The organism is Listeria sp. SHR_NRA_18 (genome assembly GCF_003856515.1).
Classification (GTDB): Bacteria; Bacillota; Bacilli; order Lactobacillales; family Listeriaceae; genus Listeria_A; species Listeria_A newyorkensis.
The window spans coordinates 282,959-297,763 of record NZ_QPKR01000003.1 but is presented as its reverse complement, the minus strand read 5'-3'; the positions used below and the strand labels follow the sequence as shown (position 1 = coordinate 297,763).

General features: G+C 42.4%; 12 protein-coding genes. 4 read left to right on the top strand and 8 right to left on the bottom strand.

Features of this window, described 5'->3' with window-relative positions; all coding sequences use genetic code 11:
- Positions 1-178: 178 nt before the first annotated feature.
- Positions 179-463 (bottom strand): hypothetical protein, encoded by a 285-nt coding sequence (locus tag DUK53_RS06920; protein ID WP_036066439.1) that lies wholly within the window; start codon positions 461-463, stop codon positions 179-181.
- A gap of 229 nt (positions 464-692) precedes the next feature.
- Positions 693-1,868, bottom strand: coding sequence for a pectate lyase-like adhesive domain-containing protein (locus tag DUK53_RS06915; RefSeq protein WP_059140994.1), 1,176 nt, complete (start codon positions 1,866-1,868; stop codon positions 693-695).
- Between the two features lie 343 nt (positions 1,869-2,211).
- On the opposite strand from DUK53_RS06915, the gene DUK53_RS06910 reads away from it, so the two are divergent.
- The 3 genes from DUK53_RS06910 to ychF all read left to right on the top strand — a co-directional run bounded on the left by DUK53_RS06910 (position 2,212) and on the right by ychF (position 6,002).
- A complete protein-coding gene (locus tag DUK53_RS06910) occupies positions 2,212-3,672 on the top strand; it encodes a catalase (protein ID WP_036092990.1) in 1,461 nt (486 codons plus the stop codon).
- 411 nt (positions 3,673-4,083) lie between these two features.
- On the top strand, positions 4,084-4,782 hold the full coding sequence (locus DUK53_RS06905) for a hypothetical protein (protein WP_036092993.1): 699 nt from the start codon (positions 4,084-4,086) through the stop codon (positions 4,780-4,782).
- 116 nt (positions 4,783-4,898) lie between these two features.
- Positions 4,899-6,002 carry a redox-regulated ATPase YchF gene (gene ychF, locus DUK53_RS06900; RefSeq protein WP_036132429.1) on the top strand — a complete coding sequence of 368 codons (1,104 nt, stop codon included), beginning with the start codon at positions 4,899-4,901 and terminating at the stop codon, positions 6,000-6,002.
- A 140-nt stretch (positions 6,003-6,142) separates the two neighbouring features.
- Here ychF and DUK53_RS06895 read toward each other — a convergent pair whose 3' ends face one another.
- The 5 genes from DUK53_RS06895 to DUK53_RS06875 form a co-directional block, all read right to left on the bottom strand.
- The gene (locus tag DUK53_RS06895; RefSeq protein ID WP_124892645.1) at positions 6,143-7,309 is read right to left on the bottom strand and encodes an MFS transporter; all 1,167 of its coding nucleotides are present in this window, start codon (positions 7,307-7,309) and stop codon (positions 6,143-6,145) included.
- Positions 7,310-7,334: 25 nt separating this feature from the next.
- Entirely contained in the window at positions 7,335-7,814 is a 480-nt protein-coding gene (locus DUK53_RS06890; protein WP_036092997.1) for a PTS sugar transporter subunit IIA, read from the bottom strand.
- A 24-nt stretch (positions 7,815-7,838) separates the two neighbouring features.
- A complete protein-coding gene (locus DUK53_RS06885) occupies positions 7,839-8,339 on the bottom strand; it encodes a hypothetical protein (protein WP_036132434.1) in 501 nt (166 codons plus the stop codon).
- A gap of 74 nt (positions 8,340-8,413) precedes the next feature.
- Positions 8,414-9,739: a 6-phospho-alpha-glucosidase gene (locus DUK53_RS06880; protein WP_036093001.1), complete on the bottom strand. Its 1,326-nt coding sequence runs from the start codon at positions 9,737-9,739 to the stop codon at positions 8,414-8,416.
- An 18-nt stretch (positions 9,740-9,757) separates the two neighbouring features.
- The gene (locus tag DUK53_RS06875; protein ID WP_036093002.1) at positions 9,758-11,317 is read right to left on the bottom strand and encodes an alpha-glucoside-specific PTS transporter subunit IIBC; all 1,560 of its coding nucleotides are present in this window, start codon (positions 11,315-11,317) and stop codon (positions 9,758-9,760) included.
- Between the two features lie 215 nt (positions 11,318-11,532).
- Between DUK53_RS06875 and DUK53_RS06870 the strand changes: the two genes are divergently transcribed.
- Positions 11,533-12,324, top strand: a complete 792-nt coding sequence (locus DUK53_RS06870) for a MurR/RpiR family transcriptional regulator (RefSeq protein WP_236637278.1) — start codon at positions 11,533-11,535, stop codon at positions 12,322-12,324.
- 21 nt (positions 12,325-12,345) lie between these two features.
- Here DUK53_RS06870 and gshAB read toward each other — a convergent pair whose 3' ends face one another.
- The gene (gene gshAB / locus DUK53_RS06865) at positions 12,346-14,673 is read right to left on the bottom strand and encodes a bifunctional glutamate--cysteine ligase GshA/glutathione synthetase GshB (RefSeq protein ID WP_036132437.1); all 2,328 of its coding nucleotides are present in this window, start codon (positions 14,671-14,673) and stop codon (positions 12,346-12,348) included.
- Positions 14,674-14,805 lie beyond the last annotated feature (132 nt).

The window sequence follows — 14,805 nt, the reverse complement described above, 5'->3', positions numbered from 1 at the left end:
ATTTATGTATTCGCTTCCAAAATCAGGTTAACATAAAACTTATGGGATGTCAAATTTATGTAAAAAAGTAGTTATTTTGGATATTTTTATTCAAATAAAACGATTTTTAATTTTAAAATACGAAAGGCCAAGACACTACCGATTTCATGTAGTCATCTTGGCCTTTCATCATGCGATATTACTTTCCGCCAAATAAATCTTTAATTCCATCCACGATATTTCCAACATCACCGAGCGATTCTGTGATATTTGCGTTTTCTGTTACTTGGTCAACGAGGCCGCCAGCTTGTTCGCTGATTTGACCTGTGATTTCTTCGGGGTTGATTTGTTCGGTTAGGTTTTGTGCTTGTTCTGTCAGATCTGTTGCGCCACCAGTTACTTGATCGACGACGTCACCTGCACCGCCGAGTAAATCGGTTACTTTTTCTGTTGCCATATCTTTCAAAAAATCGAATAAAGCCATACTATCGTCTCCTTTTGTGCGATTTTCATAGACTCCGTTTCCAAAAAAAGTACGCAAAAAAGACCTTACGTAAGAAACGTAAGGTCTCGCAAACAATGATATCATTGCTAGTAAAGCCGGGGTTTCCCCGTACTGACGACTCTACTATTACTGCTACTCCCCTTATCGGGAACGAGAATATGAATTACTTACAGAATAGCATGATTTCACGCCAAGTGCAAGGCTATCCTTATTTTGTTAATTTGAAAGAACCCATTGTTTTGAAGTCATACGTGACAATGGAGTTATCGCCAGCGAATGATTGAACGGATAGGTTGGTTCCAGATCCAGACAAGAACGCGCGTAGGTTTGTTGCTGTGTAGATTGCGTCTGTTGTTTTTGTGCCTAGCGTTAGTGTTTGTGGTGTGTTGAATTGCACGAGGCTACCTGAACTTACGCTGAAAATGTTACCTTTTGGGTTGTTTGATTTCAAGTAAACGTTTGCTACATCTTTAAAATCAATCACGGATTTCGCTGTTTTGATGAGTTGTGTTGATTTAGCGCCGCCATTTAGGACAAAGCTAGCATCTTTTTCAACGTCAAAACCTGTGGAAGCATAGATTAGGCCTGCTGTACCGGCTGCGTCTTGATTGAATTCTGTGCTTGAGTTAGCGCCAAATGTTGGTTTTCCATTCATATAAAGTGCGACATCTACAGAGTTTGTTGTAAGTTTAGAGCCGGATTCTGTAGAGAAGAATGGTGTTGCGCCAGTCATGTTGAAGACTTTTTTCGCGGATGTGATATTGACAGTCGCATTTTCGCTAACGTAAACTTTTGGATTTGCTTGGGCCATTAGGAAGGCGTCAGCGGTTGTTGTAGCCGTGAAATGAACGTTTTTATCGAATACGATGGTGTTTACTTTCGCGATTTCAAGTGTGGATGTTGTTGTTACTTTTGTTGTGCCGTGGAAGGTAATAGCGCCTTTTGGAGCATAGGCTACTTGTTTACCGGTGAACGTCACGTTGTTAAGCGCGAGTTGTCCAAGCGTTTCGGTGCGGTAAATGCCGTATGAACCAGTGGATTCAATAGATAGGTCCTCAAGTGCGATGACACCGGCTTGTTTTGCGTTGATCACATATTTGCTCATGTCTAGCTTGTGATTGTTACCTAGAATTAGCGGGTTATGTTGCCCAGGAATGATGATATCGCTCGTCGCAGTGATGTCCGCGTCGATAGAAATGATATCTGTTGGTGACGTTTCCAAAGCATTTTTTAACTCTGCAAAAGTAGTGACAGTAACCGTTTTGACTTCGGCTGCTTGTGCCACGACATTAGAAATATTTCCTCCAAAAGATAATGATGTTGGCGCGATGAGAACCGCTGCCGCTGTTAAAACGGATAAACCAAGTTTTGTTGTTGTTTTCATTTTTTTCTCTCCTTTTGTTGTAGTTAATGCAAAATTGGCCAAAAATGCAACTCCAGCCATGATACCATGTTATAGCTGCGTTCAGGGGTGACAGTTATGTGGATAAAAAACGAAAAGAGTGTGAACAAACCTAACTGGGAGCGCTACTATCGTAATATATGTTCGTTTTTCGCGTAAAATCAGATGATACTATAGACTTATAGGTACACAATGATACTTTTTTAAAGGAGGGATTGGCGACGAATTGGGGTTTGTAAGGGCTTATAGTTGTTTTCCGAGCGTATGTTTTGTAGAATGGAGTTAGTATTACTTTATAATTATTATAAAAACGGAGGTTAGATGAATGAGTAAAAAACTAACAACAAACCAAGGTGTTCCAATTGGTGATAACCAGAATTCAATGACGGCAGGGCATCGTGGTCCTACATTATTGGAAGATTACGTGTTAATCGAGAAGCTAGCTCATTTTGATCGTGAACGTGTTCCGGAACGTGTGGTGCATGCTCGTGGAATTGGTGCGCATGGCGTATTTACAGTTAAAAATAGCATGAAGAAATACACGAAAGCTGCTTTTTTACAAGAAGAAGGACAGCAAACAGAGGTTTTCGCGCGTTTTTCTACGGTAATTCACGGTTTGCATTCTCCTGAAACGTTGCGTGATCCACGTGGTTTTGCGGTTAAATTTTACACGGAAGAGGGAAATTACGATTTTGTTGGTAATAACTTGCCTGTATTCTTTATTCGTGATGCGATTAAATTCCCGGATGTTATTCATTCTTTGAAGCCGGATCCAAGCACGAATATGCAAGATGCGAACCGTTATTGGGACTTTTTCAGCTTGACTCCTGAGGCTACGACGATGATTACATACCTATTCAGTGATGAGGGTATTCCTGCTTCGTTCCGTCAAATTCGTGGTTCGAGTGTGCATGCTTTTAAATGGACGAATGAAGAAGGCAAAACGGTTTACATCAAAATGCGTTGGGTGCCAAAAGAGGGTATCGTGAACCTTTCGACGGACCAAGCGGCGCAAATTCAGGCGAAAGAGTTTAGCCATGCGACTCGCGATCTTTATGAAGCGATTGAAAACGGCGATTTCCCTGAGTGGGAGCTCTACATTCAAGTGCTTGACCCTGCGGACATCGATAACTATGATTTTAACCCGCTTGATGCGACGAAAGACTGGTTTGAAGATGTTTTCCCGTATGAGCATGTTGGGACAATGGTGTTGAATCGCAATCCTGAGAACATTTTTGCGGAAACGGAATCGGTTGGTTTCAATCCGGGCGTGCTTGTACCTGGAATTTTGCCGTCTGAGGATCGTATGTTGCAAGGTCGTCTGTTCTCGTATTCGGATACGCAGCGTCACCGTGTTGGGCCGAACTACTTGCAATTGCCGATTAATAGTCCAAAAGTGGATGTGAATAATAATCAGCGTGACGGCGCGATGCCGTTCAAACAGCAAACGAGCTCGATTAACTATGAGCCGAATAGCTATGATACGACGCCAAAAGAGACGCCGCGTTATGTGGAAGATGAGCAAGATTTGGTTGCTGGTAAGCTTGGCCGTATTGAGCAACAAAAACCGAACAACTTTGGTCATGCGCGCGAGGTTTGGAACCGTTATTCTGACGGCGAGCGTGACGCGCTAGTGAACAACATTGTTGGCGATTGGGAAGGCGTTCGCGAGGATATCAAAATCCGTAACCTGCGCAACTTCTATCAAGTAGAACCAGTATTTGCAGAACGCGTGGCAAAAGGAACTGGCGTTGACTTGGAGAAACATATTGCTGATTTGAAATAAGATTTGATGAGACCGGTGGGGCATGATGCTTCATCGGTTTTTGTTGGGGCTGTTCGAATAAAAAGAGTTACAGCCCCAATATGCATGAGAGCGAAGCGAGCATGTAAACCATCAGGGGCTGTTCGAATAAAAAGAGTTACAGCCCCAATATGCATGAGAGCGAAGCGAGCATGTAAACCATCAGTGGCTGTTCGAATAAAAAGAGTTACAGCGCCAATATGCATGAGAGCGAAGCGAACATGTAAACCTTCTGTAGCTGTTCGAAATACATATGAAAAATAGGCGTTATAAAGAGAGCACTTCCATGGTAAGGAAGAGGTCAGAGGTTATTAGTTTTTAGATGATTTTTCAAGTTAGAACTCGCCTTTTACGGGGAATAAGATAGGGAACGCAAAGGGAGATGAGGCATATATGCGATTTATCAAAGACCATTGGTTGATGTTGGGGATTATTATTATTGGTTTGCTGTTTATTATCGTGCCTGTTTTGACGCGGAGTATTGATAATGAGTTGACGATTGACGGGATGTATAATTTTATCGGTTCGTTCTTTGGAATTATTGGTGCTGTGATGCTGGCTTTTAGTGAGACGAAGCAACAGAATAAGGCGTTGCGGGATGAGATTGATCTGAATGCGCGGAAAGAGCGGCAGATTCAAGCTGAATTTTTATACAAGGAATTGCTTTTTCAAAAGATAGAGAAGACGTATGGATTGCTGAACACGGCGATTTATAAAAATGAGGAAATTATGAGTTTTATCAAGGATATTGGGCAGATTTTAGAGAGTGAAAAAATACGGGCGCGGTTGATTGAGAATCGGAATGAGACGGAAAAGTATATTCATGAGATTGAGTTGATGAGTATTTATTTTCCGGATGATTTGGAGAAGGTGAAGTTGATTGTGTCGACGTTTAATTATAGTAATAAATATTTGAGCACGATGGAGCATGAGCTTTTGATTGGGGATTCGAAGGGTTTTCGCAAGGAGTTGGATCATTATAAGGTGGTCGTAAAGCGCTTGGTGCAGGTGATGGACGAGCTGTCGATTGATATGTTGGGGAGTATGAACGCGGAGATTAACAAGCTGAATGATATCGGAAATACGGTTTAGGCGGCGTGTGGTAAATTCTTGTGTCTTTTTATTGGGAAAACCTTTATAATAGATACATGAGTGGAATATAAAATGAGGGAAGCGATTGTGCTTTTCGATCAAAGGAGTTCATTTAAATGGCATTAACAGCAGGTATTGTTGGTCTTCCAAACGTTGGAAAATCAACACTTTTTAACGCGATTACGAAATCAAAAGTGGAAGCGGCAAACTATCCTTTCGCGACGATTGAACCGAATATGGGAATTGTTGAGGTTCCTGATGCGCGTCTGAACAAATTGACGGAGCTTGTGAAACCGAAGAAAACGGTACCGACGACATTCGAATTTACGGATATTGCGGGAATCGTGAAGGGCGCGAGTAAGGGTGAGGGGCTTGGAAATCAGTTCTTGTCTCATATTCGCCAAGTGGACGCGATTTGTCACGTAACGCGTTGTTTTGAAGATGAAAACATCACGCATGTGGAAGGCCGCATTGACCCGCTTGATGATATCGCGGTCATTAATTTGGAGCTTATTTTGGCAGATTTAGAGACGGTTGATAAGCGCATTAGCCGTGTTGAGAAGCTGGCGACGAAGCAAAAAGATAAAGATGCGATTGCGGAATATAATGTTCTTGTGAAGCTGAAAGAGGCTTTGGAGAATGATAAACCGGCTCGTTCTATTGAATTTAATGAGGATGAGGACAAAATTGTTCGCGGATTGTTCTTGTTGACTCGTAAACCGGTATTGTACGTGGCGAATGTTGCTGAGGACGAAGTTGGCGATCCAGATAACAATAAATACGTGCAACAAGTGCGTGAATTGGCTGCTGGCGAAGGTTCTGAGGTTATTGTTATTTGTGCGCGTGCGGAGGAAGAGATCGCGGAGCTTGACGAGGAAGATAAAGCTGAATTCCTTGAGGCGCTTGGTATTGAGGAGTCTGGCTTGGATCAATTGATTCGTGCGGCGTACACGTTACTTGGCTTGTCTACTTACTTTACGGCAGGTGTTCAAGAAGTTCGCGCTTGGACATTCCGCAATGGCATGAAGGCTCCAGCATGTGCCGGCGTCATTCATACGGATTTCGAGCGTGGATTCATTCGTGCTGAAGTGGTTTCATATGATGATTTGCTAGAACACGGTTCAGAACAAGCCGCAAAAGTGGCTGGGAGACTGCGTTCAGAAGGTAAGGAGTATGTGATGAAAGATGGGGATGTCGTGCATTTCCTATTCAACGTCTAATCTCTCAACGGACCGACAAACGCTCATTTAAACGCGCTTTGCCTAGGATCTAAGTATTTGTCGGCTCGCTGAGGTTTGGCGGTATTTATCATGTTGTATAGTTAAAAAATCGTTTTGCCAGGGATGGTGAGGCGGTTTTTTTATGCGTGTATGATGACTCGTTTTTTCAAGAAAATGATGCATCCGAATGCGATGATGGGCAACGTGGCTAGTAGTAATAGTGTCAGATTTACATTGAAGTATTTTATGAGTGAGCCGGCTACAATTGGGATGAGGAGTGAAGATAGGCCTGTGAAAATGCTTAGCGCGAATAGTTGGCTCGTGGATTGCATTCGTTCTGTGGTCATATGGAAAATCAGTTGTTTCGATGCAATCATGATAATCGGCGTTGTGAGGAATTGTAATCCGCTCAGCAAAATAATAACCCACACGTTCTCCGTGAGTGAAAAACCGATAAATTGCGTCGTTAGTGTCACGGCACAAATCATTAGCAAAGCGAAGTTGCTATATTTGCGCAAAAAGGCGGCTCCGAATAAGTAGGATGGTATTTCAAGTAAGGATTGAATCGACCATTTGTAACCAATCTGCAAGTCCGACGCGCCTAGCTGCAACATTTTATCGACAACGGTAATGTTATTCGCAATAATCACGCTGTAAAGTAGGAATAAAATAAAAACTAACAAACGATAATCCTTATTAAAAATGACTTCCTTAAAATCTGCCAACGTCACTTTTGCGCTGTGCTTCGTCGATTTTCCAACATCAGTCAGGAAAAAAATAAGTACTAAACTAAACAGCGATAATAAAAAAATCCCGAAACTCAAGCCCGTATAACCAGCTTTTGCGATTAAAAATGATAATAAAATACTACCGCCAGCCCAGCCGATGGAGCCGAATGCTTTTATAAATGGGAAGTTATTTCGCAGATAAGGACTACTTTTTAAAATCCATGTGTCGCTCAGTCCGGTACACGTATTAATGAGGCCACCACTAATGGCGAGTAGGAGTAGATGCAGGAAAAACAGTTTCGATTCGGTCAGGTAGAACAGGCATGTGGTGAGTAAATAGATGATCATCAAAACGACAATAAACCGCTTAATTGTCTGGTATTTATCCGCAAAAAATCCGATAAACATCTGCAAAAAAATCGTAATTAAGGCGTAAGAAGATAACAAAATACCCCGTTCCATCTCATCATAGCCAATCTTTGATAAAAACGGCGTAAATTGCGTTAAACCAAAGGAAAAAGCCATATACATACATACGTAAAGCCAACTAAAAAGTCTTCGTTCTCGTTCTTGATTCACAGAGAAAATCTCCATTCCTATTAAGTTATAAAGTTAAAACAGCAGTTTCTCCGCCGATTACTTTTTTCTCGAGAGCCATTGGTGTGAGCGTTATAGCGTCGTTTGCCATCACAATCAAAGGTGTGGTCAGCTGCAAATGATGTTTCGCCATTAAGGCCAAATCAATCTCCAATAATTCTGCGCCAGCCTTCACTTTTTGACCAACTTCCACCAACACATCGAAGCCTTCTCCGCCAAGCATCACCGTATCAAGCCCAACATGGATTAAAATCTCGATACCCGAAGTCAATGTCATACCGATTGCATGCTTTGTTTCGGCGATGAACGTTATTTTCCCATCAGCTGGCGCAAAAATCGTACTTTCTGCCAAGTCAAACGCGACGCCATCCCCCATCATTTTTGTGGAGAAAACTTCGTCTGGAACGTCTTCTAAGGGGATACATTTACCAGTTGCAGGAGATAGCAGGACAGTCGTTTTTGGCGTCTTTTTTTTGAATGAAAACATCATAATTCCTTCTTTCTATGTAATTTATAAGCTAAATCTGATGATACAGACGAACAAGGAGATAAACAAGGTGTAGCCGCTAACAAGGAGCAGCCATTTTTGCGGTGCTTGTTTCAGGCCTTTCCAGCTAATTCGGAAAACATCCATACCATATTCTTTTTTCGCAAACCAGAGTAATAGCCAGCCGCAAATCAGATTCATCGCGAATAATTGTGTTAATATCAGGGCTAGAGTGGCGATTTTTAGGAGATCTTGGCTCTGCTTATTAGCCAGTGATTTCTTCATATTTTTGACGATAAAAGCGCAGAAAAAGAAGCTTAAAAATAGGATGAAGTATAGTGCGTAAACGGGATTTAGGCGTACTGGTTCCATGATGTCGGCGTTACTATGCCAAGATACGAGTCCTAGTAAACCGAGGAACAGCAACGGAAAGACGATAAATAAGATTTCAGCGATGTGCAAAATTTTTGCTGAGGTTATTTGGCTTCGCACGGTTTGGAATTTGGATAGAACGATGGTTTTCATTGTGGCACTTCCTTTCACATCCAGGTGTCGGCGTATCTTGACGAGGCAAAACACGCCGATACGGATGCTTCTTTTTATTTTAATTCAGGCCAAAATTCTTTGTTCACTTCGATAAAATCGTCTAAAATATCTTTGGCTACCTTCGCGCTTGGAACGGTTTTGCTCATCGTTAGGGATTGCCAAACTTTTTGATAAGAGCCTTCTATCCAGCCCTCGATTGCCAGTTTTTCAGAGGCGATTTGTTGTTCCATCATGCCTTTTTGGAAAGTTGGGATTTTGCCCATTGTTAGTGGTTCGTATCCGTCTTTTCCAACGATGCATGGTACTTCAACCATTGCGTCGTCGCTGAAATTGCTGATGGCGCCATTGTTTTCTGTGATGAGTAGCATTCTTTCTTTCGTGTTGAACGTGAGTGCTTTAGCCAAGTCAACGATGAATGATGCGTGCTCGTTGGAATGAAGAGTTGTACCTTTTGCGGTTTTTGCTTCAACAATACGAGCGCACTCTGCAAAAACTTCTTTTTCGCGTCCGTCGATGATTTCGTTTGCTCTCGTGTATTCTTTATTGGCATGAGCAACCGTTTCGTCGGCCATTAAGTAGTATTTTAAGTACGTATTGGAGAGGAACTGAGGCTCGATTTCGAGTAGTTCTTTCCCGGCGCGCATTGCATCTAGCCAGCTTGCTTCTTTGTGTTGACCAGCAGGCGTGTTTTCTGTGTAACCTTGTTTGCTAACGTGCGCCTTGATTTTTTCCATTAAGTCATTGCCGTCGTGGTCTTTGATGCTCGTCCACCAGCCAAAATGATTCAAACCGAAATAGCGAACTTCCATGGCTTTGCGGTTTTGTAGGCCGATTGCGCGGGCCATGATATCTTCTAAACAAATCGGCATATCGCAAATGTTGATGATTTTAGAATTCGGTCTTAGGCGGCGCGTTCCTTCTGCGACAATGGCGGCGGGATTTGAGTAGTTTAAAAGCCATGCGTCGGGGGAGTATTTCTCCATGTAGTCTACTAAATCGATAATTGGTCCGATCGAGCGTAAGCCGTATGCGATTCCGCCTGGTCCGCAGGTTTCTTGTCCTACAACGCCGTGTTTGAATGGAATTTTCTCATCTTGTTCCCGCATGGCGTATTTTCCGACGCGTAATTGTGCCATGACAAAATCCACGTCTGTGAAGGATTCTTCTGGGTCTGTTGAGTAGGAAAACTCGATTTCTGGATCGTATTCGTTCACAATAATGGCACACGCTTCGGCTACCTTTCGCTGACGTTCTTCATCATTATCGTATAATTTGATTTTTCGTACTGGGAATTCCTTGACTGATTCTAGTAGCATAACTACGATTCCAGCAGTATAAGTACTTCCTCCACCAGCGATTAATACAGAACTTTTTTTCATTTTTAAAAACTCCTCTTCTTATAATAGTTTTTCGAATTCATCACGTAAGGATGGGACGGATAGGCCGACGATAATTTGGATTGCGCCACCGTTTTTCACGAGTCCTTGGGCGCCGACTTGTCTGAAAACGGCATCGGAGGCGACGAGATCGGGGTCAGTTACGGTGAGCCTCAATCTTGTTGCGCAGTTCGTAACGTCGACAATGTTTTCTTTTCCACCGAGATACGTTAGGAAACTTGCTGCTTTATCCGCATTAGCATTGCCTTTTCCGGATTTTTTCTCTTTGTAATCAGATTTACTGTAGAGCTTCATTTCATCGCTATCGTCTTCTCTACCAGGCGTTTTCAGATCCATTTTTTTGATAAGGAAGCTGAAAATGAAATACCAGATGAAGACGAATACAATTCCAATGGCGATTTGCGTCAGATAGGTCGGCCAATGGTACTTCCAAAGTGGCAACCAATTGATCGCAAACCAGTTAATGAGACCGCCGCCGAAATCACCAACAACGCCAAATGCATAGGCAGTGGTAGAAATTGTTGCAGCGAGTAGGGCGTGAATAACGAACAGAATCGGTGCAAAAAATAGGAATGTGAACTCGAGTGGTTCAGTGATTCCTGCGAAAACGGCTGTGGCTGCGACCGGAATCATTAAACCGAGCACTGCTTTGCGTTTTTCAGGTTTTGCTGTTTTGTAGAAAGCGAGTGTAATCCCGATGGAACCGAATACTTTCGACATGCCAGATAGCGCGAAACCGCCGGCGGGATACATTTCTTTCAATGTTTGTTCGGTTGTTTGGAATTCTCCTAAATGCGTTGCCCAGTAAGCAGCCATACCACCTGGAACGACGGCATTATCGTAGGCAAACGGAGAATAAATGAAGTGATGTAACCCGGTCGGGATCAGGATTTTTTCCAAGAAGGAGTAAATCCAAACGCCGAATACGCCGGATGAGATGAAGAATTTTTGCATGTCGAGCATTACTGATTGGAAATGTGGCCAGATGAAGGCGAACAGGAATGCAACCGGTAACATAACTAGGAATCCTAAAATAACGATAAACGATGTACCGCGGAAAACGCCCAATACTTCGGGTAATTCGGTATCGAAATAACGATTGTGCAGGAAAACGACGATTCCGGAAATAATGAGTGCACCAACCATACCTGTGTCTAGTGTTTTAATGCCGGCAATGTTAGCAAGACCGCTCGTACCACCGACTTCTTGCGTCATATCTACACCAAAGAAAGAACTCCATGTTGTTAGGATGGCAGATAGAAAATAGTTAAAAGTGACATAAGTAACCAGTGCCTCTAAACAAGCGCGACCACTTTGCGATTTTGCGAGACCGATGGGTAAACCGATAACGAATAGTAGTGGAATTTGTCTGAATACCGCCCAAGCTCCCTCGGCGATGACATTCCAAATTTTAAACCAGAGACCATTTGGATTCGCAAGCCCTCCCATAATATCAGGATTCATAAATAAGATTGAGAAACCAACCACAATACCTGCAAAAGAAAACAGAAGGGCTGGGGCTAGCATTGCGCCTCCAAAACGTTGAATCTTTTTCATCATATCTTTTGAAAACCTCCTTTTTATTTTTTAAGACGTCCTTGTGCTTTATTCTAGCCACTAGTTGGGCGCATTACAATCCCTTTTGGCGTTTTATCTCCTAATTACAAGAACAGGAATCTTTCACAAAAGCTGTGACATTTCACAACCTGGTCGCGCACGGAAGTTTTTAATGATACAATATACATGAAAACGCTAACACGACTATGGAGTGAGGAATGAACGCAATGAAATTAGAGGAACTAGTCAATAAAAATTATGAGCTGCTGAACCAAAATGACCTGCATATTTGGAAGTATATTCAGGCACACAAAAAAGATTGCAGTAGTATGAGCATCAATGAAATGGCAAAACTGTGCAATGTTTCTCGAACGACGATTCTTCGTTTTGCTAAAAAGATTTCTTTGGAAGGGTATAGTGAGTTGAAGGTACACTTGAAATGGGATTTGGAGTATAGTGTGAACATGGCGGACGAGGTAACGGAGGTTATTAGCGACGGTTATGTGGATGTGATTCATGAGGTAACGAAGAAGGATTTTCAGCCGATTTGTCGACTAATTTACGGGGCAAATCGTGTTTTTGTTTTTGGATCAGGGGATTTCCAGATGGCGGTGGCAAAGCACTTGAAACGGCTGTTTTTGCACGGTGGGGACTGTCTGTATGATGTGGATTCTATTACGATAAATAAGGAGTTTTTTAAGATTGTGAAACCGGACGATTTGGTCATCTTAATATCGCTTAATGGTGAGTCGAAATCGATTGTTTCAACCGCGATGGAGCTGAAGCTGATGGGTGTGCCGGTGATTTCGATTTCGAAAATGAAGAACAGTACGCTTGCGAGGTTAAGTGTAGAAAATATCTATATCTCAACAACGGAGATTCATTTTGATAATCAAAGTACTCATTCTTTTGAGGCGACTGCTAGTTTATACGTTGTCGCAGAATTATTGTTTGTGAAATATAATTTGTATAAGAATCAACTGCGCCAAGAAAAAACACCTCATATCTAGTTGACATGAGGTGTTCGCATATTATAGTTTATCTTTAAAAAGAAAGTCTAGAATGATATCGCCGATTCGGCGGTTTTCTCCTTGGTATGGGAAGGAGTGAATCTGGATGGCTGGGTTGAAGTTGAGTTCAATCACAGCATAGGGGCCGTTTGCGATTGTTTCACGTGAAACAATGATATCGACACCGCATAGATTCGCGTCAACGGCTTTGGCGCATTTAATCGCTAGCTCTTGGTAGTAGGGGTGAATCAGGTCTGTTACGTCGATGCTATCACCGCCAGTACTTATATTTGAGTTTTCGCGGAGATATACGATTTGGCCATCCTCAGGAATGTCGGACATGCTGAATCCTTGCATGGAGAGCATGAGCGTTTCTTCTGGGCCTTTTTGGATTATTTCTAAAGGCTTGAGATGATCGGTGCCTCGTAATGGATCTAGGTTTTTTTCGTCGATGAGTTCTGAAATCGTACGTGTCCCGTCACCAGTGATATTGGCTGGTACGCGTTTTAGGATACCCGCGATTTTACCGTCGATAACTAGGAAACGGTATTCGTCGCCAGGGATGTAGGTCTCGATGATAACGGAAGAATCGTAGCCAAAAGCGATTTTTAGAGCTTCTTCGTAGTTTTCTTGGCTAAATCCGTCTTTGAAAATGCTGATTCCGATGCCAAAATTGGTTGATTTCGGCTTGATAACGATCGGTTTGTCGGCGAATAGTTCGAAGCTCTCGCGTGCAGTTTCAATATCTGAAAAATGCTGACCGTGTGGTACTTCGATGTCGTTTTCTGCTAGAATTTGTTTCGTGACGACTTTGTTTTCCATGATAAGAGCACTGATGTAGCTGTCGCGCGCGGTTTTCGTTGCTTGTTTGATGTATTCGACTTGATTTCCTTTTTCGAGACGAATGAAATTTTCTTCGCGGTCTAGGAGTTCAATGGATAAACCTTTTGTTACCGCGGATTTCAAAACGATTTGCGTGGAGAGTTCCATATCTTCGTAACCGATGAGCTTGTAAGCGTTCTGCATGCTTTGTTCTAGGTAGGTTTTCGCTTTTTCAAGGTTGAAGGATACGAATGATTCGGGTGTTGCTGTGATTTGTGACGCGATTGTTTTTTCTGGGTGTTGGCTTATGTCGCGTTGTGTCTCGATGATGCTTTCGAAATCGGTTGTATCGGTTAGTTTTGCGACGTTTTCCATTTCTGTTAGGAGTTTTTCAACTGCTTGATCGAATGGGACTTCTGCGCCGTTAACGTATATATCTGGCTTGGTTAAGCCGTTGCTCGCGATTCGCTCTTCGTTTTGGTCGGATTGTTCTTGTTGTATTTGGTCAAAAGCGGTGCTCTCGGTTAATAGGCCTGTGACTAGGAGTAGCTGGATAAAATGTAGCGTCTCCTTCGTGATACCGTTTGGGTCGAATGGGTTTAGATCCAATGAGCGGATTTCAATGTATTCGACGCCAGCTTGGGCAAGGCCTGCGAGTGATTGATCGGTATGGGCGTTTTTCATCCGAATTGGGTTGTAGAGTTCGCGCATACTGTCGATTTTCCCTTGATTAATCCACGATTCGATGCTTGAAATATAGCCATCGAAGCTATCGTAGTCAACGTGAAGGGAACATTTATTTTTATACCCGGCGTGACTATTGCGCAGAGAGATACCATTGTTAAGCGCAAGGTCGGATGTTTCACGTGAAACTTCGTTGTCGGGAGTTTTATTCAGAAAATTTGGTAGATAGACTGGGCTTGCTCCTGTTAGGTAAAGTAGGAACCAGCGATTTTGCATGAAGTATTTGGCGACTTTGAGGTAAATTTGGTTTTTGAAGTCTTGTAGTGATTTTTCGCCGCCCATGCTTGTGTGTAGTCGTTCTAAAAAGTCATCTGAGAACGAGAAATTATAGTGAATACCGGAGAAAAGTTGAATTTTCTTGCCATATTCGCGGGCTAGGTGCTCACGGTAGAGTCTGCTCGCTGAATTCGGATCTTGATAAACAGCTATTGGGATATCTTGTTCTGCTGGAAGGATTGGCGGGTTGCTGCTTGGCCATAAATATTCGTCACGAACCCGGTCTGATACGATATTTTGCAGGTTTTCCATGGATGTATATACTTCGTCAACCGAGCCGCTGACGGGTGTGATCATTTCGATTTGACTTTCCGAAAAATCGGTTTTGATGTAGGGATTTTCTTCTTTTAGGCCAAAAATGGCGGGGTGTGGTGTAAGTGATAAATTTCCGTTTTCATCTACTCGCACATTTTCTTTTTCAAGTCCAAAGTTTCCATTAAAGAGCCTTTTTTTCAAATCGGCGTGTTGTTCTAGTATTGGAAACAAATTGTCATTTTTATATAACACGATTTCACCTTCTTGTAGTCCATTTTGTTCAATAGCTTTATCTTACAATAATTATGGTCAATAGTATAGAAAATGGTTTTAGATTACCAATATTTCGTGATGAAACGTACAAGAAATATATTTGAAACATTT